Origin of the sequence: Planococcus sp. APC 3906 (assembly GCF_030407685.1) — a bacterium.
Taxonomy (GTDB): Bacteria; Bacillota; Bacilli; order Bacillales_A; family Planococcaceae; genus Planococcus; species Planococcus koreensis.
In genome coordinates, this window is record NZ_JASDCW010000001.1 from 42,691 (window position 1) to 66,296 (window position 23,606).

General features: G+C 47.9%; 33 protein-coding genes and 1 riboswitch. Of the genes, 28 read left to right on the top strand and 5 right to left on the bottom strand.

Translation table 11 applies throughout. From position 1 onward, the window contains the following. Window positions 1-3 precede the first annotated feature (3 nt). Window positions 4-1,170 (bottom strand): pyridoxal phosphate-dependent aminotransferase, encoded by a 1,167-nt coding sequence (locus QMA09_RS00190; RefSeq protein WP_290211588.1) that lies wholly within the window; start codon window positions 1,168-1,170, stop codon window positions 4-6. A gap of 87 nt (window positions 1,171-1,257) precedes the next feature. Here QMA09_RS00190 and QMA09_RS00195 point away from each other — a divergent pair, with 87 nt between their 5' ends. After that, entirely contained in the window at window positions 1,258-2,043 is a 786-nt protein-coding gene (locus tag QMA09_RS00195; RefSeq protein WP_290211589.1) for a carbon-nitrogen family hydrolase, read from the top strand. 129 nt (window positions 2,044-2,172) lie between these two features. Here the strand turns inward: QMA09_RS00195 and QMA09_RS00200 are convergent, their stop codons facing one another. Beyond that, window positions 2,173-2,760 carry a GNAT family N-acetyltransferase gene (locus tag QMA09_RS00200; protein WP_290211590.1) on the bottom strand — a complete coding sequence of 196 codons (588 nt, stop codon included), beginning with the start codon at window positions 2,758-2,760 and terminating at the stop codon, window positions 2,173-2,175. Between the two features lie 112 nt (window positions 2,761-2,872). On the opposite strand from QMA09_RS00200, the gene QMA09_RS00205 reads away from it, so the two are divergent. The 11 genes from QMA09_RS00205 (at window position 2,873) to QMA09_RS00255 (ending at window position 9,134) form a co-directional block, all read left to right on the top strand. Next, window positions 2,873-3,325 carry an OsmC family protein gene (locus QMA09_RS00205; RefSeq protein WP_290211591.1) on the top strand — a complete coding sequence of 151 codons (453 nt, stop codon included), beginning with the start codon at window positions 2,873-2,875 and terminating at the stop codon, window positions 3,323-3,325. Window positions 3,326-3,406: 81 nt separating this feature from the next. Beyond that, window positions 3,407-3,793, top strand: coding sequence for a DUF302 domain-containing protein (locus QMA09_RS00210; RefSeq protein WP_135505745.1), 387 nt, complete (start codon window positions 3,407-3,409; stop codon window positions 3,791-3,793). A gap of 137 nt (window positions 3,794-3,930) precedes the next feature. Continuing rightward, window positions 3,931-4,191, top strand: coding sequence for a metal-sensitive transcriptional regulator (locus QMA09_RS00215; protein ID WP_290211592.1), 261 nt, complete (start codon window positions 3,931-3,933; stop codon window positions 4,189-4,191). 138 nt (window positions 4,192-4,329) lie between these two features. Continuing rightward, window positions 4,330-4,809: a DsrE/DsrF/DrsH-like family protein gene (locus tag QMA09_RS00220; RefSeq protein WP_135505741.1), complete on the top strand. Its 480-nt coding sequence runs from the start codon at window positions 4,330-4,332 to the stop codon at window positions 4,807-4,809. Between the two features lie 38 nt (window positions 4,810-4,847). Then, window positions 4,848-5,210, top strand: a complete 363-nt coding sequence (locus QMA09_RS00225; protein ID WP_290211593.1) for a rhodanese-like domain-containing protein — start codon at window positions 4,848-4,850, stop codon at window positions 5,208-5,210. Between the two features lie 40 nt (window positions 5,211-5,250). Beyond that, window positions 5,251-5,547 (top strand): rhodanese-like domain-containing protein, encoded by a 297-nt coding sequence (locus QMA09_RS00230; RefSeq protein ID WP_135505737.1) that lies wholly within the window; start codon window positions 5,251-5,253, stop codon window positions 5,545-5,547. Between the two features lie 49 nt (window positions 5,548-5,596). Beyond that, complete coding sequence (locus QMA09_RS00235) at window positions 5,597-6,154, top strand: sulfurtransferase TusA family protein (RefSeq protein WP_290211594.1); 558 nt, start codon at window positions 5,597-5,599, stop codon at window positions 6,152-6,154. A 159-nt stretch (window positions 6,155-6,313) separates the two neighbouring features. Next, window positions 6,314-6,709, top strand: a complete 396-nt coding sequence (locus QMA09_RS00240; protein WP_290211595.1) for a DsrE/DsrF/DrsH-like family protein — start codon at window positions 6,314-6,316, stop codon at window positions 6,707-6,709. 50 nt (window positions 6,710-6,759) lie between these two features. Continuing rightward, complete coding sequence (locus tag QMA09_RS00245; protein ID WP_290211596.1) at window positions 6,760-7,881, top strand: MBL fold metallo-hydrolase; 1,122 nt, start codon at window positions 6,760-6,762, stop codon at window positions 7,879-7,881. A gap of 187 nt (window positions 7,882-8,068) precedes the next feature. Then, window positions 8,069-8,296, top strand: a complete 228-nt coding sequence (locus QMA09_RS00250; RefSeq protein ID WP_135505729.1) for a sulfurtransferase TusA family protein — start codon at window positions 8,069-8,071, stop codon at window positions 8,294-8,296. Between the two features lie 61 nt (window positions 8,297-8,357). After that, a complete protein-coding gene (locus QMA09_RS00255; protein WP_135505727.1) occupies window positions 8,358-9,134 on the top strand; it encodes a sulfite exporter TauE/SafE family protein in 777 nt (258 codons plus the stop codon). A 20-nt stretch (window positions 9,135-9,154) separates the two neighbouring features. Here QMA09_RS00255 and QMA09_RS00260 read toward each other — a convergent pair whose 3' ends face one another. Then, window positions 9,155-9,856, bottom strand: a complete 702-nt coding sequence (locus QMA09_RS00260; RefSeq protein WP_135502450.1) for an oxidoreductase — start codon at window positions 9,854-9,856, stop codon at window positions 9,155-9,157. Between the two features lie 126 nt (window positions 9,857-9,982). On the opposite strand from QMA09_RS00260, the gene QMA09_RS00265 reads away from it, so the two are divergent. The 5 genes from QMA09_RS00265 (at window position 9,983) to QMA09_RS00285 (ending at window position 14,386) form a co-directional block, all read left to right on the top strand. Further along, window positions 9,983-10,663 (top strand): spermidine synthase family protein, encoded by a 681-nt coding sequence (locus tag QMA09_RS00265; protein ID WP_290211597.1) that lies wholly within the window; start codon window positions 9,983-9,985, stop codon window positions 10,661-10,663. Between the two features lie 105 nt (window positions 10,664-10,768). Then, a complete protein-coding gene (locus QMA09_RS00270; protein ID WP_290211598.1) occupies window positions 10,769-12,877 on the top strand; it encodes a type IA DNA topoisomerase in 2,109 nt (702 codons plus the stop codon). Between the two features lie 53 nt (window positions 12,878-12,930). Beyond that, a complete protein-coding gene (locus tag QMA09_RS00275; protein WP_135502456.1) occupies window positions 12,931-13,137 on the top strand; it encodes a heavy-metal-associated domain-containing protein in 207 nt (68 codons plus the stop codon). 245 nt (window positions 13,138-13,382) lie between these two features. Next, window positions 13,383-13,577, top strand: coding sequence for a hypothetical protein (locus QMA09_RS00280; protein ID WP_221300853.1), 195 nt, complete (start codon window positions 13,383-13,385; stop codon window positions 13,575-13,577). A gap of 107 nt (window positions 13,578-13,684) precedes the next feature. After that, window positions 13,685-14,386 carry a Na-translocating system protein MpsC family protein gene (locus tag QMA09_RS00285; protein ID WP_290211599.1) on the top strand — a complete coding sequence of 234 codons (702 nt, stop codon included), beginning with the start codon at window positions 13,685-13,687 and terminating at the stop codon, window positions 14,384-14,386. Window positions 14,387-14,434: 48 nt separating this feature from the next. On the opposite strand, the gene QMA09_RS00290 is transcribed toward QMA09_RS00285, so the two are convergent. Next, the gene (locus QMA09_RS00290; protein WP_290211600.1) at window positions 14,435-15,016 is read right to left on the bottom strand and encodes a protein-L-isoaspartate(D-aspartate) O-methyltransferase; all 582 of its coding nucleotides are present in this window, start codon (window positions 15,014-15,016) and stop codon (window positions 14,435-14,437) included. 146 nt (window positions 15,017-15,162) lie between these two features. Here QMA09_RS00290 and msrA point away from each other — a divergent pair, with 146 nt between their 5' ends. From msrA to QMA09_RS00335, 9 genes are all read left to right on the top strand, one after another. Next, window positions 15,163-15,822 carry a peptide-methionine (S)-S-oxide reductase MsrA gene (gene msrA, locus QMA09_RS00295; protein ID WP_483313536.1) on the top strand — a complete coding sequence of 220 codons (660 nt, stop codon included), beginning with the start codon at window positions 15,163-15,165 and terminating at the stop codon, window positions 15,820-15,822. Between the two features lie 167 nt (window positions 15,823-15,989). Beyond that, on the top strand, window positions 15,990-16,175 hold the full coding sequence (locus tag QMA09_RS00300; protein ID WP_241666142.1) for a PLD nuclease N-terminal domain-containing protein: 186 nt from the start codon (window positions 15,990-15,992) through the stop codon (window positions 16,173-16,175). Then, on the top strand, window positions 16,172-17,050 hold the full coding sequence (locus tag QMA09_RS00305) for an ABC transporter ATP-binding protein (protein WP_483313535.1): 879 nt from the start codon (window positions 16,172-16,174) through the stop codon (window positions 17,048-17,050). The genes QMA09_RS00300 and QMA09_RS00305 overlap by 4 nt, the downstream gene beginning before the upstream one ends. Further along, window positions 17,047-17,832 carry an ABC transporter permease gene (locus QMA09_RS00310; protein WP_290211602.1) on the top strand — a complete coding sequence of 262 codons (786 nt, stop codon included), beginning with the start codon at window positions 17,047-17,049 and terminating at the stop codon, window positions 17,830-17,832. Before QMA09_RS00305 ends, QMA09_RS00310 begins: the two co-directional genes overlap by 4 nt. Before the next feature lie 107 nt (window positions 17,833-17,939). Continuing rightward, window positions 17,940-18,368, top strand: coding sequence for a VOC family protein (locus tag QMA09_RS00315; RefSeq protein ID WP_290211603.1), 429 nt, complete (start codon window positions 17,940-17,942; stop codon window positions 18,366-18,368). Then, window positions 18,358-19,065, top strand: a complete 708-nt coding sequence (locus tag QMA09_RS00320; RefSeq protein ID WP_290211604.1) for a CBS domain-containing protein — start codon at window positions 18,358-18,360, stop codon at window positions 19,063-19,065. Before QMA09_RS00315 ends, QMA09_RS00320 begins: the two co-directional genes overlap by 11 nt. 13 nt (window positions 19,066-19,078) lie before the next feature. Next, entirely contained in the window at window positions 19,079-19,903 is an 825-nt protein-coding gene (locus QMA09_RS00325) for a metallophosphoesterase (protein ID WP_290211605.1), read from the top strand. A 12-nt stretch (window positions 19,904-19,915) separates the two neighbouring features. Next, window positions 19,916-20,392, top strand: a complete 477-nt coding sequence (locus QMA09_RS00330; protein WP_290211606.1) for an NUDIX hydrolase — start codon at window positions 19,916-19,918, stop codon at window positions 20,390-20,392. Between the two features lie 24 nt (window positions 20,393-20,416). Further along, entirely contained in the window at window positions 20,417-20,914 is a 498-nt protein-coding gene (locus QMA09_RS00335) for a GNAT family N-acetyltransferase (protein WP_290211607.1), read from the top strand. Between the two features lie 30 nt (window positions 20,915-20,944). On the opposite strand, the gene QMA09_RS00340 is transcribed toward QMA09_RS00335, so the two are convergent. Beyond that, window positions 20,945-21,268 (bottom strand): CHY zinc finger protein, encoded by a 324-nt coding sequence (locus tag QMA09_RS00340; protein WP_135502479.1) that lies wholly within the window; start codon window positions 21,266-21,268, stop codon window positions 20,945-20,947. 86 nt (window positions 21,269-21,354) lie between these two features. Then, a riboswitch (FMN riboswitch) is annotated at window positions 21,355-21,527 on the top strand. 239 nt (window positions 21,528-21,766) lie between these two features. Here QMA09_RS00340 and ribE point away from each other — a divergent pair. Beyond that, a complete protein-coding gene (ribE, locus tag QMA09_RS00345; RefSeq protein WP_290211608.1) occupies window positions 21,767-22,396 on the top strand; it encodes a riboflavin synthase in 630 nt (209 codons plus the stop codon). Between the two features lie 13 nt (window positions 22,397-22,409). After that, on the top strand, window positions 22,410-23,603 hold the full coding sequence (locus tag QMA09_RS00350; protein ID WP_290211609.1) for a bifunctional 3,4-dihydroxy-2-butanone-4-phosphate synthase/GTP cyclohydrolase II: 1,194 nt from the start codon (window positions 22,410-22,412) through the stop codon (window positions 23,601-23,603). Window positions 23,604-23,606 lie beyond the last annotated feature (3 nt).

Here is a 23,606-nt window from a genome sequence, read left to right on the forward strand (position 1 = left end):
TTGTCAGCTAAACAATTCTAATTTCTCGATGCGCTGGATGGCTTCCACGATGCGGGCTTCGTCCACGAGCAGGCCGACCCGCACATAGCCTTCTCCGCTTTCGCCGAAGCCGCTCCCTGCAGCTACGGCAATATCCGCTTTTTCCAGCAGGAGATCCGTAAATTCCATACTTGTTAAGCCTTCTGGCACGGGCAGCCAGGCAAAGAAAGATCCTTTTGGCGCTTCAATATGCCAGCCGATGCGCTCGCATTCCGCCTTCAAAACATTGCGGCGGCTTTCGTATGTGCTGTTCAGTTCTACAACGCATTGCTGGCTAGCGGTCAGAGCTTCAGCAGCGGCAAGTTGCAGGGCAGGCGACAATCCAGCGAATAAATGATCTTGGATGATGTTCAATGCCTCAATCATTTTGGCGTTGCCGACAGCAAAACCGATGCGCCAGCCAGCCATATTATAGGTTTTGGACAAGGTGTACATTTCAATGCCGATTTCTTTTGCGCCTGCTGCCTGCAAAAAGCTCGGAGGCCTTACGCCGTCAAAGCCAACCGCTCCATATGCAAAATCGTGGACGACGCCAATTCCATGATGCTTGGCGAATTCGACGGTTTCATTGAAAAAATGGTCGTCGGCGACAGCTCCGGTCGGGTTGTTCGGATAATTCAAGTACATCAATTTGGCTTGGTCTTTGGCCGACTGTGAAAGTTCTGCGTAATCCGGCAGGAAATTGTTTTCCGCTTTCAGCGGCATCGTTTCAAATCGGGCTTCGGCAAGCGGGGCACCCGACAGATAATCCGGGTATCCCGGATCCGGCAACAGCAGCAAATCGCCGGGGTTGAGCAAGGCGAGCGGCAGTTCCACAAGGCCGATCTTCGTGCCGCCGAGCACAGCAACTTCTGTGTCAGGGTCGATGTCTACGCCGTATTCGCGTTTATAGAAAGCCGCAGCGGCTTGATGCATTTCCGGAATGCCGCGGAATGGGGAATACCGATGATTTTGCGGGTCGGCAACCGCCTCTTGCATTGCTTTGACAATATGGGCAGGCGTCGGCTGGTCCGGGTTGCCCTGTCCGAGGTTGATGATATCACGCCCTTGCAGCATCGCTTGTTTCGTGCGGGATGCAAGTTTTGAAAAAAATTGGTCCGGCAATTGCTGCAGGCGGTTTGAAAATTCCATATAATAGTCCCTCATTTTCTAAATAATTGCACTTCTATTCCAAATCTTATAGAGTTTAACTTAACTTGTCTACTGGAGGAGAATGAAATGAAGATTGCGTGCGTACAGATGGATATCGCTTTTGGGGAGCCTGACGTGAATTTTGAAAAGGTGGAGGCTTATTTGAAAGAAGCTGCAGCAAACGGGGCAGAAACCATTGTCCTGCCGGAAATGTGGAATACGGGCTACGCGTTGACGGAATTGGAAACGCTGGCGGATGGCGATGGACGGACGCTTAAATTTCTGCAGGATTTTGCGAAACAGCACGGCGTCAATATCGTGGGAGGCTCCGTGTCCACTAAAAAACAGGATGGCTTCTACAACACGATGTATGTGGTGGATAAAAACGGCAACCTGGTATCGGAATATGACAAAGCGCACCGTTTTGGGCTGATGGATGAGCATATCCATCTGGAAGAAGGAGCGGGCCTCGGTACGTTCGAACTTGAGGGAACGGTTTGCGGCGGCGTCATCTGCTACGACATCCGTTTCCCCGAATGGATACGGGCGCAAGCGCTAAACGGGGCGAAAGTCATTTTCGTGCCGGCGGAATGGCCGGAAGCCCGCATTGACCATTGGCGCATTCTGCTGCAGGCGCGCGCCATCGAAAACCAATGCTTTATCGTTGCGGTGAATCGCATCGGCAATGATCCGAAAAACGAATTCGGCGGCAGTTCAATGGTGATCGCACCATGGGGCGAAATCCGCCTGGATATGGAGAAGAAGGAAGGGATCGGCTACGCCGGCATCGATTTGGCTGAAGTGGAAGAAGTCCGGAAACGCATACCCGTGTTCGCGGACCGCCGTGAAAATCTGTACATGAAATTCAAATGAACAAAAAGAAGGGCTGTCCACCAAGTCGAATAACAGACTTAGTGGACAGCCCCTTTTTTAACGTCGGCCAATGGAATACTATGACTCTTGCATCGCTGCGCTAGCTTCGTCACAAAGAGGTGCCCTAAATTACTTTTGGGGACCCTCCTTTTCTGGAGGTATGGTTTTGACCATATGGTGAAACGGTTCTCCAATGATGGTCCACGGTTCGGAAATCGTATAGCCGAGCCTTTGGTAGAGGCGGATGGCCGCTTCTTTTCCTGTATCGACATTCAGCGACAGCTTCCCGCCTCCTTCGGCTGAAACAACTTTTTCAGCGTGGCTCAATAATGCCGTGCCTATGCCTCTTCCTTGGAAAGCGGCATCAACCGATACAGTATCGATATACCATTCATCGAGATGGGCTTCCTTTTCAATCGTCCGATCATGACCGCTTTTTCTTAGCTCATCGTACAAAAAGCGGTCAAGCGCTTCCGCTTCGCTGCCATGGTAAAGCACCAGCACACCGGCAATAGCATCTTGGACTTCCGCTATATACGTGAAGCGGTGGCTGTGGCGTGTGTGCTTGCCGCGCACCATATCGCTGATTTTGGCCAGCACCAATTGCGGCTCTTGCTGTGCCGTCATATGATTGGCGATGTCCCCGATGGCATTGACGATGAGCGGAGCTGCCGCTGTTCCATCCTCAGGCCGGGCTTGCCTTAGTGTAATATCCATTCTAGTTAGCTCCTTTTGCTTGCTTAATGCCTATGTGCACTGAAATAATAAAGAAATCGGATGAAATGATTTTATCTATATAATGACGTTACCATTAAAGGAGAGAAACTGCATGGCTTTACACAGTTTTCATTTAAAAGCGGATTGGCCGGGTTTGCGCAATGATGTCGGAGAAATCGAATCGGGGAATTTGAAGACGCAGATTTCCATACCGCCAGAAATGGACGGCCCCGGTGTCGGCACCAATCCGGATGAGATGCTGCTTGGAGCAGCCGCGACTTGCTACATCATTACACTGGCAGCAATGATGCAGCGCAGCAATTTGGAAAAAGAATCCCTGACGATGCAATCAGAAGGAATCGTTGAAGTGGAAAAAGGCGTGATCACTTATAAAAAAATCATTCATCGCCCGCAAGTGGTCTTGAAAACAGATGCCTCCGAAAAAGATATCGAACTGGCCCACCGGCTTGCTGAAAAAGCGGAGTCTTCCTGCATGATCAGCCGAGCCATCAAAGGCAATGTCGAACTCGAGCTGCAGGCTAATATCCAGTCCTTTTCTATATAGAAGAAACGAGTGGAATGTTTAAGCTGAATTATACCGGGTAGGGTAATGGGGAAGATCAAATTAGAGGAGGAGTGCTGCTATATGTTCAATTACACGGTAGAAACGGATAAAACGATGGACCAGGCAGTTCAGTCTTTAGAAGAAAAGCTGAAAGATGAGAAATTCGGTGTTTTATGGAATTTTGACTTAACGGCAAAACTGCAGGAGAAAGGTGAAGATTTCAGCACGCCGTATACCATTCTCGAAGTGTGCAACCCGAAAGAAGCGAACAAAGTGCTATCGTCTAACTTAATGATCGGCTATTTCCTGCCTTGTAAGATTGTGGTCTACGAAGAAGGCGGCAGCGTGAAAATCGGTATGCCAAAACCGACAGCGATGATTTCGATGGTAGAAGATCAGGATGTCCAAGCAATCGCTGAGGATATTGAAAAACGATTGATCAACGCAATCGACAACAGCATCCAGTAATCTAATAGAAGAGACAGGTACGGAATCGACTGCTGCTAAAAAACAAAATTCAAATGGTTGACAACATACCCTAAGGGGTATAATATAAGGGGTGTAAACAACGCATCTCTTATATTTATTTCGAGGAGGAACGAAAGATGGCATACGATAAACGCATTGAAAATCGGCTGAAACGGATTGAAGGCCAATTGCGGGGCGTGCTGAAAATGGTTGAAAATGAAGGCGAATGCCGCGATGTAGTCATGCAGCTTTCCGCAATCAGAAGTGCTGTCGACCGCACAATCGGCGTGGTAGTCAGTGATAACCTTGAGTCTTGCGTCCGCCAAAGCATTGAAAAAGGCGAAGGCACGGAAGCAGTCGTAAAAGAAGCAGTCGAATTATTAGTGAAAAGCAGATAAAAAAGTTTCCTGTTGACATAGAGAACTGTATGCTTTAACATACCCTGTAGGGTATATGAAAAGTGCAGCGACACTTTAAAACGCTCTTTTTTTTGAAGAAAAAAATACCCCTACGGGTAAAATTATGGAGGCAATTAAATGACTGAAACTAAAAGAACGACCATCGTACTCTTCAGTGGGGATTACGACAAAGCAATGGCAGCTTACATTATCGCAAATGGTGCTGCAGCATACGACCACGAAGTGACGATTTTCCATACATTCTGGGGATTGAATGCATTGCGCAAAGAAAATCCGCCGGAACTGAAAAAAGGCAGACTGGAAACAATGTTCGCGAAAATGATGCCAAGAGGCGCTGATAAATTAGGGCTTTCAAATATGCATTTTGGCGGAATGGGACCGAAAATGATCAAGCAAGTCATGAAAAAGCACAACGCCATGACACTTCCACAATTAATCGAGATGGCACAAGAGCAAGATATTAAAATGGTAGCTTGCACAATGACAATGGATCTTCTTGGGTTGGACAAATTGGAATTGCTTGATGAAATCGAATATGCAGGTGTAGCAGCATATCTTGGCGATGCAGAAGACGGCAACGTAAACTTATTCATCTAATTGGCTCGGCCAAAACGAATAGAGAGGGAATGATGAAAATGGATATTCTTTTATGGATTGTAGTCGGTGCAGCAGTTTTGTGGCTTGGATACCGTCTCACATCTCCGCAAAAAGGCGTGCAGTCGATTTCGACGGAAGAACTGAAATCCCAGCTCGGCAGCAAAAACAAACAATTCGTTGATGTACGGACGCCAGGCGAGTTCAAAGGAAACCATGTTAAAGGCTTCAAAAACATTCCATTGAACGACCTGCCGAAACGCATGGGCGAATTGTCGAAAGACAAAGAAGTGGTGGTTATGTGCCAAAGCGGAATGCGCAGCAGCAAAGCCAGCCAAATCTTGAAAAAGAACGGCTTTGAAAAAGTTTTGAACGTACGAGGCGGAATGAGCAGCTACCGCTAAGGCGGAAGCTGTCTCTAAAAACGATAGAGGAGGAAAAAAGATGAAACAGATCTCACCAGAAGAAGTGCAAAACCTAGTGGAAACCAATCAGGAAGCGGCGATTATCGATGTCCGGGAACCTGCTGAAGTAGCGGCTGGAAAAATTCCGGGAGCTGTCAACATCCCTCTTGGCCTATTGGAGTTCCGTATGAATGAATTGGATAAAGCACAAGAATATATCATGGTCTGCCGTTCAGGCGGACGCAGCAGCCAAGCCACTAACTTCCTTGAGAACCAAGGGTACAATGTCATCAACATGGATGGCGGAATGATGGCTTGGGAAGGCGCTACAGAATAATTCAAAATAAATGCGGCTTGGCCGCAGCGATATCATAGGAGGATAATTCATGATTCAAACTGAAAATGTATTAGATGCAAAAGGGCTTGCTTGCCCGATGCCGATCGTAAAAACAAAAAAAGTGATGAAAAACCTAGGTTCAGGCGAAGTGCTTGAAATTCAGGCAACTGATAAAGGTTCGACTGCTGATTTTCAAGCTTGGGCGAAGAGCTCAGGACACGAATACATCGGCACTGAAACAGAAGGCGACGTTTTGCGCCATTTCCTGCGCAAAGATGGGGCTGGTTCAAAAGAAGAAACAATCGCAATTCCTGAAATCTCTTTGGATGCGTTTAAAGACAAAGTTGAAAACGGTGAATCACTGACGATTCTTGACGTCCGTGAGCAGGATGAATTCGAAGAAGCGCATATTCCTGGTGCTATCCACATCCCGCTTGGCGAAGTGGAAAACCGCATGAATGAATTGCAGTCGCAAGATGAAATCCACATCATTTGCCATTCTGGCCGCAGAAGCGGAATTGCTGGAGAAATGATGGCGAAAAAAGGATTCGGAAAACTATTGAACGTAGTACCGGGCATGCGCGACTGGACAGGCAAAACTGAATAATCCAGTCCGCAGCATCTCTATAACTTCAACTAAAAAGTAATATTTTGAAAATCACGCCGGACGTTTTGGGCATTGCTTCATTAGCCCTAGACGCGCCGTCGCCAAAGAATATCAATGTAATGGATCTTAAACTAGAACCTATTAAAAGGAGTTTGGAAAATGACTAAAAAAACAGCAATCATCGCCTCTAACGGCGGATTATTCGAAGCATATAAAGTATTCAACATCGCGACAGCTGCAGCTGCAACTGATCACGAAGTAGCTATTTTCTTCACGTTCGAAGGCTTGAACTTGATCCACAAAGAAGCGAACCAACAGCTTCCAATGCCAGAAGGCAAAGAACATTTCGCAGATGGATTTGCAAACGCGAATGTCCCTGCGATTCCTGAATTGATTGAAATGGCAAAAGAACTTGATGTGAAATTCATCGGCTGCCAAATGACGATGGACGTTATGGGCCTTGAAAAAGAAGCATTTGTTGACGGCATTGAAGTAGGCGGAGCGGTAACTTTCCTTGATTTTGCACAAGACGCTGACGTAACGTTAACTTTCTAAGAAATGAATATTTTTTTACCTAAAATAATACCTATGGGGGTACTTAATCTATGACTGTAAAAGCAATGGCTGCTGGTGAAGTAGCAAAAAAAGTAATCAATAACGAGCCTTTATTCATCCTGGATGTACGCAATGGCGATGCTTTTGCGGATTGGAAAATTGAAGGCGGCAATATCCAATATTTGAATATCCCTTATTTTGATTTATTGGACGGCGTCGAAGAAGTGGTTTCAGACCTGCCGACAGACAGAGATATTCTTGTTGTCTGCGCAAAAGAAGGTTCTTCCATCATGGTAGCGGAAATGCTGTCTGAAGAAGGCGTCCACTCGGCCTATCTTTCAGGAGGCATGAAAGCCTGGAGCGAACACTTGGAACCAGTAAAAGTCGGTGATTTGAAAAATGGCGGGGAATTGTATCAATTCGTCCGCATCGGAAAAGGCTGCTTGTCTTACATGGCCATTTCTGAAGGCGAAGCCGCTGTTATCGATGCAACACGCATGGCTGATATCTTCTTGGACTTCGCGCAAGAAAAAGGCGCTGTGATCAAGCACGTATTTGATACACACCTTCACGCCGACCACATTTCCGGCGGCAGAACAATTGCTGAAGCAACAGGCGCAACGTATTACTTGCCGCCAGCTGATGCAGAAGAAGTTGTATTTGAATACCAGGCATTGGTGAACGGCCTGGAAGCGGAAATCGGCAGCACGAAAGTCGAAGCGCTGTATTCACCAGGACACACAATCGGTTCTACGTCATTCATCGTTGACGACCAATACTTGATGACGGGTGATATCCTGTTCATCGACTCAATCGGCCGTCCAGACCTTGCAGGGCTTGCAGAAGACTGGGTAGGCGATTTGCGCGAGTCGCTTTACAGCCGCTTCCAGGAATTAGCTGGAGAGCTTACAGTATTGCCGGCGCATTTCATGATCATCGAAGAATTGAACGAAGACGGCAGCGTTTCGAAAAAACTAGGCGAACTGTTCAAAGAGAACCACGGCTTGAACATCAGCGACGAACAGGAATTCCGTGACATGGTCACGAAAAACCTGCCGCCGCAGCCGAACGCTTACCAAGACATCCGCAAAACGAATATGGGCAAAATCACACCAGATGAAGAAGTCCAGCGTGAAATGGAAATCGGACCGAACCGTTGTGCAGTCCGTTAAGTAACAATTTATAAAAGAAATTGATTTTAAAAGATTCTTCGGCACAATGAGATATGACTAGATGTGCAGCAAAATAATGGTAAAACCTAACTGCTCCTGCAGCGCAGCGATGAAGCAAGCGGGGTTGGAAAGCGCAATTATTTTGCGGAACATCGACTAATAAAACAAACCCAAAGGAGAGAATATGATGAACGCAGATAAAGTATTAGACGCAAAAGGCTTGGCTTGCCCAATGCCGATCGTAAAAACAAGAAAAGAAATGAAAGCAATGGATTCAGGGCAAGTATTGGAAATCCTAGTAACTGACAAGGGTGCTAAAGCGGATTTGACTGCATGGGCAAAATCAGGAGGCCACGACCTTCTGGATCACCAAGTAGATGGCGACGTCCTTAAATTCTGGATTCAGAAAGGCTAAGAGTTTAAAGGAGGGGCGTCGGAAACGATGCCCTTTTCTCTTATGAAAAGGTGGGATTCAAATGAGTATTGATTTTATTATTGTCATTTTCCTGATTGGATTCGTCGGATCTTTCATTTCCGGAATGGTCGGGATTGGCGGCTCAATCATCAAATACCCGATGCTGTTGTATATACCGGTAATGCTTGGCTATACGGCATTCAGTGCGCATGAAGTTTCCGGAATAAGCGCGATTCAGGTGTTCTTTGCAACGATTGCTGGCGTATGGGCATACCGGGGCAGCGGTTATTTGAATAAAACCTTGATCACTTATATGGGTGGGGCTATCCTGATCGGGAGTTTCATCGGGGGCTATGGCTCGACGTTAATCTCTGAAGGGGCGATCAATTTCGTTTACGCGATTTTGGCGACGCTCGCGGTCATTATGATGTTCATCCCGAAAAAAGACTTGGATGATAAGCCAGCTGATGCTGTGACATTCAATAAATGGCTGGCGGCCGGCTTGGCGTTTGCAGTCGGGATTGCAGCCGGCATCGTCGGCGCAGCGGGTGCATTCATCCTTGTGCCGATCATGCTAGTCGTTCTGAAGATACCGACACGCATGACGATTGCCACATCTCTTGCAATCACGTTCATCTCGTCAATCGGTTCAACAATCGGCAAGATTGCAACAGACCAGATTCTTTACGGTCCAGCTGCAGTCATGATTGTGGCGAGTATCATTGCGGCTCCAATCGGGGCGAAACTTGGCCAAAAAATGAATACGAAATATCTGCAATGGATTTTGGCGCTGTTGATTTTAGGGACAGCCATCAAAATTTGGTCGGATATTCTATAACGAAAAAATGGCACTGGAAATTATCCAGTGCCGTTTTTCTGTTCTATCGGGTGCCTGCGGCTCAATTCAACAATCCGGTTCGACGGATGGGTATAGATTCCGATGGAAAGGTCTTGCGCTGCGTGATGCATAGCAACCGCAACACGCCGTGCGCTGATTGGCTTGTACTTTTGCAGCGGTCCGATCAGCAGAGGACTGAACAATGGGCTTAACAGAGCCGCAGCTTTTTCGCCGAGCCTGAATTCTTTGCGGTCTCCGAGCAGCAAGGATGGCTGGAAAATATGGAGCGCGGGAAAGCCGTTTTTCTTCAAAGCATCTTCTAATTGGCCTTTGGTGCGGCTATAGAATACTTTGGACTTTGAATCGGCGCCGAGCGCTGAAATAACCAGGAATTTTTGCGCATCTTGCTCTTTTGCCAATTGCGCGAGTTTGGCCGGGTATTCGAAATCCACTTTTCTGAACGCTTGCTGGGAGCCTGCTGCTTTAATCGTGGTGCCTAAGCAGCAAAAAACGTCATCAGCAGCAAGCAGTTCGCGGCAATTTTCAAGCCGATCGAAGTCTACGACTATTTGTTCCAGCTTGGGGTGCATAATGTCGAGATGGCGGCGGCCGATTATTTTGACAGAATCATAATGAGGGCTTTCCAGCAAAATATGCAGCAGCTCATTTCCGACCAGGCCGCTGGCACCTGCAAGCAGCGCGGTTTTAGTAGCATGTTCCATGGGATCCTCTCCATTCTTATCAATCAAGCTCGTGTTATTGATTATACTACTGAATACTTTAAGTCAGAAAGGATTTCAACTATTGCAATGGGGGAATGGTTAAATGTGAAGAGAGGAGTGGCAGGCATGACGGAATTTCTTTTTATTTTACTTTACTCATCCATCATGTGGCTGGCAATTGAAATTGCAGTAATGCTTTTTGCAGCGACAGGGCTGGATAAACCGATCGCCCGCTATCAGGTGATTTCCATGCTGACGGCCACTGGTTTTACATCGGAAGAGTCCAAACTGATTGTCGACCACCCGATTCGCAGAAGAATCAGCGCGGCGGTCATTTTGTTCGGCTATTTCTCACTGGCGGTCATGATTTCTTCCATTGCCACGATCTTGTCCAACGATTTGAGGATAAACGTACTTTTTATGGTAATTGCAGTTTTTCTGACAATCCTGCTATTTTTGAAAAGTGGGATGGTAAAAACCTTTTTGACTGATAAATTCGAACACGAAATGGATGAAGAATACGATTTGGAAGATTGGCCGCTAAAAACCGCATTATCGCTTGAAGATCATGATATGGTCGCGCTGCTGGAAATTCAGGATGATTCTGAATACTTGGGACAGATAGCGGAAAAGCTACTGGATAGGGATGATGACATTCACCTGCTTTTCATCAGAAGAGGCAATTCTATCGTTAGAAAATTGGTTTTTGAGGAAACTTTGCAAACCGGCGACTTGGTGATGATTTTTGGAGATAAAGAAACGATAAAGAGCAGATTTAGCGATATACTTTCGGATAAAAGGCTATAACTTCAGTGTTCAGCAAGAATCGCCAGTACTCCGTTTTCAAATTTCTTTGCTTTTCGAGTGAACAGCGTACAATAGAGGAAAGCGGAGAATGAAAGGACGAATTGTATGAAACCAGTAATTGTAGCTGAAAAGCCGAGCCAGGCCAAAGCCTATGCCGAAGCGTTCAAAACGTCCAAACGGGATGGCTATTTGGAAATAGCGCCAGATGCGATTTTTCCGGAAGGCGCCTTTATCACATGGGGAATCGGCCATCTGGTGGAGTTGAAAGAGCCGAAGGCCTACGACCCAAAATGGGGGCGCTGGAAGCTCGAGGCGCTGCCAATCCTGCCTGAAAAATACCAATTCCAGGTCGCGAGAGGGAAATCGCAGCAATTCAATATTATTAAAAGATTGATTTCACAAACCGATACGGTCATCAATGCGTGCGACGTTGACCGGGAAGGTTCCAATATTTTTTACAGCATTTATTACCAGACAGGTGTGAAAAACAAGAAAATCCAGCGGTTGTGGATCAATTCACTTGAAGTGGACGAGGTCCGGAAAGGCTTTCAGCAATTGCGCGACAATAAGCAGGATCTGCTGCTCTACCAGGAAGCGCGGGCACGCCAAATCAGTGATTGGCTGGTCGGCATGAACGGCTCCCGCCTATACTCCTTGCTGCTGCAGGAGAAAGGCATACATGAAGTATTCGCCATCGGAAGAGTGCAGACACCGACTGTCTTTCTGGTCTATCAGCGTGCGATGGAAATCGAGTCTTTCGTGCCGGAACCGTTTTATGAGATTGAAGGCGTCTTCACTGCCGAGAAAGGGCGTTATAAAGGGAAAGCCAAGTTCAAAGCGAAAGAACGGCGTGAAGCAGAAGAATTGCTGCAGAAACACCATATCACCGGAAAAGCGGAAGGCACAGTAGCCCAATTGAAAACAGTGGAAAAACGGATGCCACCGCCGATGCTGCATTCTTTATCGACCTTGCAGGCAACTGCCAACCGCAAATGGAAATACAGCCCGGCGAAAGTGCTGTCGGTCATGCAGGGGCTGTATGAGAAGAAATTGGTAAGCTATCCGAGGACAGATGCCCAACACATTACACCGGCGGAATTCAGCTATGTGGCGGGACAAGTGGAATCCTATCAAAAACTGATCGGCGCTGAATTTCCTGTAGCGTCAAAATCGCCGAAAAAGCGATTTGTCGACAGTGCAAAAGTCCAGGAGCATTATGCCATCATTCCCACCAAGTCCATTCCGACTGCAAGAAAATTGGAAGGCTTGGCGCGCGATGAACGGAATCTGTATGAGGAAGTGCTGCGGACGACATTGGCGATGTTCCATCGGGATTACCGTTATGCGGAAACAAAAGTGACCACAGAAGTAAATGGTTTGGCATTCTTGACGACTGGAAAAACGGATCTTGATCAAGGTTGGAAAGACTTGTTTCCGGCTGCAAAAGAAACGAAACAGGAACCCCCGTTGCCGGAACTTCGAGAGCAGGAAGCGGTAAAGGCTGACGTAGCTGTAAAGGAAGGCATGACAACGCCTCCGAAACCGTATACGGAAGGCCAATTGATTGCCATGATGAAAACCTGCGGCAAATATGTCGACGACGTAGAAGATACCGAGATCCTCAAGGAAATTGAAGGGCTTGGAACAGAAGCGACGCGCAGCGGCATCATCGAGACGATCAAGCGCCACGAATACATTGAAGTGAAGAAAAACATCGTTTCGATTACCGGCAAAGGCCGAATCCTATGCCAGTCGATTGAAGGGAATCTGCTGTCGAGCCCTGCGATGACGGCAAAATGGGAAACGTATCTGAAGAAAATCGGCAAAGGGGAAGGATCTCCGGAAGTGTTCCTGGCGACGATTGCAAAATTCATCCACAAACTGCTTGAAGATGTCCCTGCACAGATGAAGCACAATGGATTGCCGGATAAGCTGGCGATGCCGGACAGCAAAGAAGAAATCGCTTTGTGCCCACGCTGTAAAAAAGGCATGATCATCTCGCGCAAAGGCTCATACGGCTGCACGGAATACGACAATGGCTGCAAGCAATCGTTTCCAAATGTGTTTTTGAAAAAGCGGCTGACTGCGAAGCAAGTGGAGTATTTGTGTACAAAAGGAAAAACGCCGGTCATCAAAGGTTTTGTGTCAAAAAACGGCAAAAAGTTTAATGCCAAGCTGGTGCTGGAAGACGGAAAGCTGAAAATGGAATTTTAATTGTATGAAATCCGGGTATAGAGTCAAAAAGCGTACGGGAGAGGATGAGTGAAATGAAAACGATAACCTTATTCGTCAAAGAAGCCACTTCTGAAAAGCCGATCCGAGCTCTTGAAGCGATCATTATTGCAATGGATGGAGTTGAACGCGCATTGGTTGATACAGCGGATGGCGAAGTGAAAATCTCGTTCGATGAAAAAGTTTTGGGCCAGGAGCAGCTTATTGAAAGAATACGGCAAGACGGCTTTCATATTGTTTGAAACCAAAGATAATCTGAGGTAAACTTAATTTGCTTGGAAAACAATAGTGTTTCCATTTTATTGTCATTGAAATATGGTTTAACAGGCATAAGGATGCCGACATCCTTCAGAATGCTTGCATAAGTTTCATAAAGAATAGACTTTGGTGAAATGTTACAGACAATAGAGCTGCTGACAAAGCCGAAAAGGATCCCTAGGACCCTTTTCGGCTTTTTTACGTTTTTCTTCAGAAAGAGGTGAGCTTCATGCAATTCTTCATTGATCACAAATACAAAAAAATTCATCAAAGAGTTCATGCAGGAGACAAGTGTGGATTTGTAAAAACGCCGATTGATAAGCGCGAATTCACAGACGCTGAGAACTATGTGGAAAGTTTGAAAGACGACAGAAGATATGAATTATGTGAGTATTGCCAAACCGTTCAGATTGAAATTGATTGAACGATTCTATACTTAGATGCACGCCATAAAGCCCTCCGGCTAAGTGAGGGTTTTTATGGTGCGCTTTAATTGTGTACATGTTTTTCGGCCAAAGGAGCAGATAGGAAATGGCAGCAGAAAGAACCATGGAAAAAGAAATTGGGAGTTTTATCTCTACAAGGCTTCGGAATTATTTCGGGAAAGGCCCGGCATCAGTATATGTGGCCGTCAACTCCCCTTTCATCGCTATTCAACTTCGGGGCTTTTTGGCGCCTGCGGAGAAAATTCTCTTAAGGCAAAATGAATTTCGGCGTGTGCTGGAAATCAGGGAATTGCTGATGAAAGATCTAAAACCGGAAATAGCGATGGAGGTAAGGAAGCTCTGTGGATTTTCCACAAACGAGATGTACATCGATTGGAATCTGGAAGAGCAGACAGGGCTGATCCTGATTGTATTGGATAGCGGCAGCGGCAAGGGTGAATGCAAATGGCCGCTGGAAATTGATGAACATGCATTCCGTGATACCCTTCAGCAAATCAGCGATAAGACGTATAAACAGCCGGAAGAAACGGAAATTTTCTGGTTGAATCACCGCACGGTTTTATTGCGGCATTCCGGAATTTTTATGAAAATAGAAAAAGAATTGATCAAAGCCGGATTTTCAGAAGAGCTGAAGCTGGTGAAGCGTCCGCTTGAACGGACCTTGCTGCGGCAGTTGGTATGGAAAGCGGCAGTCAGCCGCGATGTTCAGGAAGTGTTTATCGATTGGCATTTGGAAGAAGATAAAGGCTATATTGTGCTTCTGCTGGAAAATCATGAAAAAAGATAGGGGCTGCCGGACGTTTTTCTCGGCAGCTCCTATCTTTTTCAGCGCAAGTCATTCGTACTTGCCTTTCAGCGGCACAAACAATACATTATCAATAACGGTTTTATGAAGCTTGCCTTTTTCGTCCTTTTCCACCAGCTGCAAATCTTGCAGGAAGGAACTGCCGACCGGAATCAGCATTTTTCCGCCAGGTTTCAATTGCTCGATCAATTCCTGCGGTATGACCGCAGCGGCGGCAGTGACCATGATGCGGTCATACGGAGCGTGTTCAGCCCAACCAAAGCTGCCGTCATCCAGCTTGAAATGGATATTGGAAAAACCGGCTTCAGCTAAGCGTTTTTGGGCGCTGTTATGGAATTCGGCAATGCGTTCGACGGTATAGACAGAAGCAGCGAACTTGGCGAGCAACGCAGTTTGGAAGCCGGAACCTGTTCCGATTTCCAATACTTTTGAAGTGGGCTGGAGATCTAGCGCAAGTGTCATCTCCAAGACGAGCGAGGGTTGAGAAATGGTTTGCTGATGGCCGATCGGAATCGCTTCATCCAAACCTGCAAGCTCTTTGTGTTTATCCATGAAAAAACTGCGGTCTAAATTGCGGAAATAGGCAATGATTTCTTTTTTTCGGCTGTCCATATTCTTCACTCACTTTCCGATTAGGATAGGGTGGACTGGATTCGCTCTATATAGTTCATTGTAATACGGATTCATTTTTTTACCTATTTTTTTGCGGTCCAAATTTTATTCGAGGAGGGATCAGGATGGAAGGAAATCAGCCGGAAATGGCTGCAATAGAAAGAGAAATAGCAGAAGCACATGGCGATTTTGAAACCGCCACGTTCGGTATGGGGTGTTTCTGGGGACCGGAAGCGCGTTTCGGCAGCTTGCCCGGGGTGCTGCGCACACGGGTAGGCTACGCAGGGGGCACGACATTGAATCCGGTTTACCGCCAGATGGGGGACCATAGCGAAACGCTGCAAATTGATTTTGATCCGGCTGTGCTGCCGTACGAAGAAATACTGCGGCATTTTTGGGGAAATCATTATCCAAACCGCGATGAGTATAAAGGGCGGCAGTATATTTCCTTACTGCGCTTCCATTCTGTCCGGCAGCAGGAGACGATTATCCGGATCAAGGAAGAAATGGAAAACCGGCTCGGCGAGAAAATTGAAACGGAGATTGCGCCTTACCGGGATTTCACATTAGCGGAAGAACGGCACCAAAAGTATTATTTAAAACGCTATCCACGGATCCTTGATCAGTTGGCGCAGCATTACCCCGATGCAGAGAGTTTTCAGGATTCAATTTTTGCCGCGAGGCTGAACGGCTTCGCCAAAGGCTTCGGCAACCGGGAGAAATTGAAGGAAGAAATAATGTGCTGGAACATCAGCGAAGAAAGCCGGCGCGTGCTGGTGGAAACTTTGATGGCGATCAAATGGTGAGCGAAAGATTCCGTTTTTGCGGAGTCTTTTTTTCTTGGATAAAAGCTGGCACTGTAAGGTTTACATTCTTTTGAAACGCTAACAAGAATTTCAAGCAGGAATCAGCTGGCTGGATGGAGAAATGAGAATTGAAGGTATAAGGGGGGAATAAGATGGCAATGGAAGAAATGGATTTGCTATGGCTGTTGCTGCCGATTGTGTTGATCCAATTGGCTTTAATGATTTTCGCTTTAGTGGATCTGGTGAAAAATCCGAATCCGAACGGACCGAAATGGATGTGGGCGCTGATTATTGTGCTGATCAATATCATCGGCCCGATTGTTTACTTTGTTGTTGGGAGGCGTAATTATTGAACATGCTGGAAGCCAGAAGGCTGACGAAACGTTATGGCGGTGAATTAGCGGTTGACCAGGTATCCTTCGCGCTGGAAGAAGGCACGGCGACCGCCTTGATCGGTCCTAACGGCGCTGGCAAAACGACTACATTATCGATGCTTGCCGGATTGCTGAAACCGACTGAGGGAAGCGTTGAATGGGATGCCCATTCCGGCATCGGCTTCCTGCCGCAGCACCCGCAATTTTTCCCGTGGCTGACGGCCATCGAGTTCACAGAAATGGCGGCGAAAATCAGCGGAGTGGAGGCTAAGCTGGCCGGAAAGCAATCGGAACGGACACTTGAATTTGTCGGCTTGGGCCAAGCCATGAATAAAAAAACAGGAACGTTTTCCGGAGGCATGAAACAGCGCTTGGGCCTCGCACAGGCGATTGTCCACCAACCTAAATTGCTGCTGCTGGACGAACCGGTTTCTGCATTGGATCCGACAGGTCGCCGGGAAGTGATGGATTTGTTGAAATCGCTCCAAGGGCAGACGACGATTCTGTACTCGACGCATATTCTGAACGATGCAGAAGAGATGACAGACCAGGTATTGTTCATGCAACGCGGCAAGCTGGTGGAACAAGGGTCGCTCGCTGAAGTTAAAAAGCGCCATGCCAATCCGCAAATCCGCATCGGTTTTGATAACAGCGGACATGCAGCACGTTTTTTGCAAAGCAATCCCTGGCAAGCTGAAGTTAAAGGCGCATCGATTTGGCTGCCGGCAAGCGGCGGGCCATCCATGGAGGAAGTGCTGCGTGTAATTGCTTCAGATCCAGCAGGCGTGAACGCTGTTGAACGGCAATCTGCCACGCTTGAGGAAATATTCTTGAAGGTGGTGGGCGCAAGATGAAGCAATTGGGCGTACTTTTCCAAAAGGAATGGCGGGAAAACCTGCGGAATTATAAAATTTTCTGGATTCCGGCTGTCTTCATCCTATTCGGCATCATGGAACCAGTGACGAATTATTTCCTGCCGCAAATACTGGATTCGGTCGGAAATCTGCCAGACGGGGCAGTCATCGAAATTCCACCGCCGGAACCGGCGCAAATACTTGCTGCTGTGTTGGGGCAATATCAATTAATCGGCATGCTCGTGTTGATATTGGCTTATATGGGAACGATTGCTGGTGAACGAAAAAGCGGGACAGCGACGCTGCTGTATGTGCGGCCGCTGTCTTTCACTTCATATTTTTTGAGTAAATGGATGATCGCGGGTTTGATCGCCATTATAAGCGTATGGTCCGGTTTGCTCGCGGCCTATTATTATACATTCCTGTTATTCGAACAAGTGGACTTCGTGAAATTCATCCAATTTGCTGCAACTTACAGCGTGTGGATTTTGCTGGTGGTGTCCATTGTTCTAGCAGCGAGCGCCGCATTGCCGAATCCGGGGTTTGCTGCGGCAGTGGCTCTGGCATTGGTTTTTCTGGCGCAGCTGGGAGATGGGCTCCTTGGAGCGTATTGGACGGTTTCGCCGGTGAAGATCCCGAATTATGCGGCCCAATGGCTCGTGGATGGGCCGGTGCGCGCAGATTTTTGGTGGGCGCTGGGCATTGCGCTGCTCCTCATCGCAATGGCCGTAACATTCGGCGTCTGGATGTCCCGCAAAAATGCAGCAGCCACAAAAGTGTAATCACCTCAGCACATATACCGAGGAGCCTGGCTAAAAATGCCAGGCTCCTTTTCTTTGCGCATTGCACGCTTTGCTTGAACACGAACTTTTTTGGGGGTTCTGTTAAAATGAAAAAAAAGGGGCCGGTTGATTTGATTCACCACATTGAACTGAATGTTTCCGATTTGAAGAAATCGAGGGAATTCTACGCAGCGCTGTTACCTGAATTGGGGTATTCGATCTATCAGGAGTGGCCCGAGGGCTTCAGCTACAGGAATGGCCACAGCTATGTGGTGTTCGTGCAAACGGCTGAAAATTTCCTGTCCCGCCCTTACCACCGCAAAGCTCCCGGCCTCAATCACCTCGCTTTTCATGCGGCGGCGCCAGCTGTTGTAGACCGCTTAGCTGGCAAGATGAGAGGTTTGGGCGTGTCTATGCTCTACGAGGACCGTTACCCATATGCTGGAGGCCCTCATCATTACGCTGTTTTCATGGAAGATCCGGACCGGATGAAGATTGAGATTGCTGCAGATGGGGGTATTGAAAGTGAGGTCTGACAAAAATTCAAGCCGCTTCCTTGTGGCTTTCAATAAAATCGAGAAATTGCTGAAAGAAATCAATGCTTCAAAGGATTACGTAACGTTTTTCAAATCAATCGATCTGGCTAGCAGAAAGAACGCCACAGTCAGAAAATACGAAGATGATCTGCGGGAATTCGCCGATTTGCGCAACGCCATTGTCCATCATCGGACTTCGACAGAATACGTTATTGCTGAACCGCATACGGAAATTGTAGAATTGATAGAGCAGATTGAGGTATTATTGTCCCAACCGGTAACTGTCGGTGTGATATTTGCACGCCAGGTGCATACGTTCCAAGCGGACGACACATTGGCGAAAGTGCTGCGCATCGTCCGGGCTAAGGGTTTTATGCAATGGCCTATTTATGACGGAGAAGAATTTGCCGGTTTGATTACGTCGGGCGGCATCGCGCGCTGGCTCATCCAAACGAGGGAAGAAGAAACTATTTCCCGGGAAATAACGACAATGCGTGACATTCTGCAACATGAGAAAGACGGCCGCAACCATCGGTTCATCGCTTCGGCGACATCCGTTTACGAAGCGGAGGAAATATTCAAGGAATCTGTGCTCTCAGGAGGCGGACTTGAAGCGCTGCTCATCACAAGAAATGGCAGCAAAAAAGAACAATTGACGGGAATCATTACGCCGATTGACTTGATTAAGATTGAATAGAGGTTATTAAAATATGAAAAAACTGATCATCCTGCTGTTGCTCATCGCTTTTGTCTGGAGCTTCATCTGGGTTAATAATAATTGGATTCAAACAACGGAATATACCTTATCGTCTGCAGAGCTGCCAGCTGCTTTTGACGGCAAAAGGGTTGTGCAGGTATCGGATCTCCACAACGCCAATTTCGGAAAAGGGCAGTCATCGTTGATTGAAAAAGTGGAAGCTGCCGACCCGGATGCCATTTTCCTGACAGGGGATTTGATCGACAGCAACCGCTACGATCTGGAAACCAGTTTGACGCTGGTTGACGCGTTGGTTGAGATGAGCGAAGTGTATTTTGTGCTTGGCAATCATGAAGTGGCGGTCAATAAAATCGACGAAATTACAGCGGCGCTGGAAGAGCGCGGTGTTACTGTATTGATGAACGACAAGGTGCAATGGGAAGAAGGCGGGGAAACGGTGCAGATTGCCGGCATCAACGACCCGTTGTTCAATGTCGATTTGACGGAAGAGGACTTTACGAGAGATGCATTAGCCGAAACGGCATTGACGGACGACTTCACATTGCTATTGGCGCACCGGCCGGAAATGTTCAGTATTTACGTGGAACAGGGCATTGATTTGGTATTCGCCGGCCATGCCCATGGCGGACAGGTACGCATACCGGGTCTTGGCGGTTTGATCGCGCCTGGGCAAGGATGGTTTCCAACGATGACCGAAGGGATTTTCCGTAAAGACAGCACACAGCTTGTTTTAAGCCGCGGCCTTGGGAATAGCGGATTTCCGGTCAGGGTTTTCAATCTGCCGGAAGTTGTAGCGGTGACGCTGGAAAAAGAATGAGGAGGTACCCATTTGGATACATCGTTTAAAATGGAGACACAGGTTTTCAATTACCGTGTGGCCGCAGTGTGGATCGAGAATGGCCACGTTTTGCTGCACAAGCAGACAAAAGAGTCCTATTGGGCGCTGCCCGGCGGACGGGCGGAAATGCTGGAGGACTCGAAAAGCTGCCTGGTGAGGGAAATGGCTGAAGAGCTGGATACAGCGGTGTCTGCCAGCCGGCTGTTGTGGGTGGCAGAAAACTTTTTCACCTACAATGCGAAGCAGTATCATGAACTCGGTTTTTATTACGAAGTGGAGCCAGTGGAAGGCGCCAGCCATTTCCGTGAAGGCCCTTTTTTCGGACCTGAAGGCGAACGCCTGACCTATCAATGGATGCCGCTTAGTGAAATCGGCCAAGTCGAGCTTTATCCGGAATTTCTGCGTTCCGGCTTAAAAGAGCTCCCTGACAGTATCGAACATGTCATCATTGCAGAAGATGCGCTTTAATAGACCATTCAGGAGGCGTTTACGGTGATCAGGAAAAAAGAAGTCACATTGCATTGCTATACGCCGAAAGTGGACGTTCAATACGACCTGCCTTCGGAGCAGCGGGAATTTACCGGTTTGCCGCAGGATATCATCCGGCGGGATGCGGAAAATCCGCTGAAGCATTTCATCGTTATCAAAGCACGCGGCCAAGTGGCAGGTTTTTTTGAACTCGATGAATCGGATGACCGCAAAGCCTATTCCGATAACCCGCATACCTTGCTTCTGAGGGGCTACTCCGTGGATCCGGCTTTCCAAGGGCAGGGCATCGCGACAGGTTCGATTTATGCACTGCCTGATTTTATCCGCCAAGAGTTCCCCGAGGCTGACGAAGTGGTGCTTGGCGTCAATGCACGCAACACGCCGGCTCAGCGCATTTACCAACGGGCCGGATTTGAAGATACCGGGAGGCGCCTGATGCGTTCCAAAGGCGAACAAATCGTCATGTCTTTACGAGTGAAAGCTGCTGAAAAGAGCGGCTGACGCTCTTTTTTTTTGCCTTCAAAGCGGCGCTCAGGCAAAATAAAGATGCTTATGGAGGCTGCAGCCGGGGTTGAAGCGGCTGTTGCATGACGGGCATACCGACGCACATTCGAGGTATTCCTGGATGGCCAATTGATGGCCGCAGGATCCGCAAAGCACGGCTTTTTCATCGAACCGCTCCTTCGGCCAAACCGCGGCTTTTCCGCAGCCGGTCGCTTCGTGGCATTCGAAGCATGCGTAATACAATCCGCAGCAATAAAATTTGATAGCGATCCGATCAATTTCCGAATGCCAATGAACGCATCTTGTTTCTTCATCGACTTGAAGCCCTAAGACCTTTTGTGTATGCGGCATCATTTCTCCCCCTGTCTTCCGCAAAATCAGAAATCTGCGAAGTTTTCTCTTTTTTATGCTACTATGAAATGGACAATTAATCGAATCGAATTCTTCGGGGCAAGGTGAAATTCCTTACCGGCGGTGAGCAGAGAACTGTAAGTCCGTGACCCGATCTTGAAAAGATGTCCAGCCAGAAAGCGGCTGGGTGTTTTTCAAGGCGGTGGAGCTGGTGAAAATCCGGCACCGACAGTGAAAGTCTGGATGGGAGAAGAATTCGAGCGCTTATTTTGTCGTACCCTTTTTTTAGCTCTTTAACGGCACGGCTCCGTTTCTGACAACGAAATAGAGTTTATTCGGCGTGCCTTTGATGCGGCTTGCAAATCCCCTATAGAAATTCCTTTCCTTGCCACCCGACTGCCCCTTGGTGGAAAGAATCCTTTTAGCAGTACCTAATTTAATGCGGTCATTGGACCGCAGCATCGGAGCTTCATGGCTTTTACAAAGGAGCGTGATTCAATGTTCACCGGAATTGTGGAAGAAGTGGGCCGCGTAGCATCTGTGCGGTCAAAGCCCCAGGCAATGGAGCTGACCATTTCGTGTTCGCTTGTTTTAGAAGACGCCAAACGTGGAGACAGCATCTCCATCAATGGCGTCTGTTTGACTGTGTCTTCATTGGCGCAAAGCACTTTTACGGTCGACGTCATCCCGGAAACGGTCAAGTCCTCTACAATGCACGGGCTGAAAAGCGGTTCAAAGGTCAACCTTGAGCGTGCAATGCCTGCAAATGGCAGATTCGGCGGCCATTTTGTCAGCGGCCATATTGACGGCGTGGGTGTCATCCGTTCGGTCAAAAAAGAGGCGAATGCGGTGACGAAGTCGATCGAAGTCAAACCCGAACTCATGAAGTACATGATGATGAAAGGTTCGATTGCGGTCGACGGCACATCGCTGACGATTTTCGGCCTCGGCCATAACACCGTAACAATTTCACTGATTCCCACCACACAGGAAGATTCGCTGCTGGGTGCTAAAGGAATCGGCGAATCCGTCAACATCGAATGCGATATGCTGGCGAAGTACACAGAACGCATCCAGACGGCAGAACCGAAAATCAGCCGCAGCTGGCTTGCGGAAAACGGATTTTAATGGAGGCGGAAAAATGTTCTATACAGTTGAAGAAGCTGTCCATGATTTGAAAAACGGCAAAGCGATCATCGTCATTGATGATGAAAACAGGGAAAATGAAGGCGATTTTATCGCCTTGGCGGAATTCGCTACACCGGAAATCGTCAATTTGATGGCGACGGAAGGCCGCGGCTTGATCTGCGTCCCTGTGGAGGAAACAATTGCCAAACGCTTGAAGATCGGTTTGATGACCGACAACAACACGGATGAGTACGGCACCGCCTTCACCATCAGCATCGACCACCGCGAAACAACGACAGGCATCAGCGCTTTTGAACGGTCGCATACGATCATGGGTCTGCTTGATCCGGCTGCAAAGCCATCTGACTTCAAGCGCCCCGGCCATATTTTTCCGCTGATTGCAAAAAAAGGCGGCGTACTGCGCCGGGCTGGGCATACGGAAGCGGCTGTGGACCTGGCGAAATTGGCAGGCTCTACACCGGCTGGCGTCATTTGCGAAATTATGAATGCTGACGGCACAATGGCGCGCGTCGATGATTTGCAGGAAGTCGCAAAACGCCTCGGCATGGGCATTTTGACCATCCAGGATTTGATCGCCTATAAGCGCAAAAACGAAAAATTGATCAAACGCGAAGTGGAAGTTCAATTGCCTACGGATTACGGTGATTTCCGCGCTGTCGGCTATACCGAAGTGCTCACCGGACAAGACCACGTGGCATTGGTGAAAGGGGAAATCGATCCTGACACCCCGGTGCTCGTGCGCGTCCATTCGGAATGCCTGACGGGAGACGTCTTCGGTTCGCATAAATGCGATTGCGGCACGCAGCTGCATGCCGCCCTTAAACAGATCAACGATGCCGGAGCCGGAGTTTTGCTGTATATGAGGCAGGAAGGGCGCGGCATCGGCCTGATCAATAAACTGAAAGCTTACGAATTGCAGGAACAGGGCTATGACACGGTGGAAGCCAACGAAAAACTCGGCTTTGCCGACGATTTGCGCGATTACGGAATCGGTGCGCAAATCCTGCGGGACCTTGGCGTCCAGAAGATGAAATTGCTGACCAACAACCCGCGGAAAATTGCGGGCATCGGCGGCTACGGACTCGAAGTGGTCGAGCGGCTGCAGATTGAAATGCCGACCAACAAGGACAATGAAGCATACATGAAAACAAAAAAATCGAAACTCGGCCACTTGCTGAATTTCTAAAGG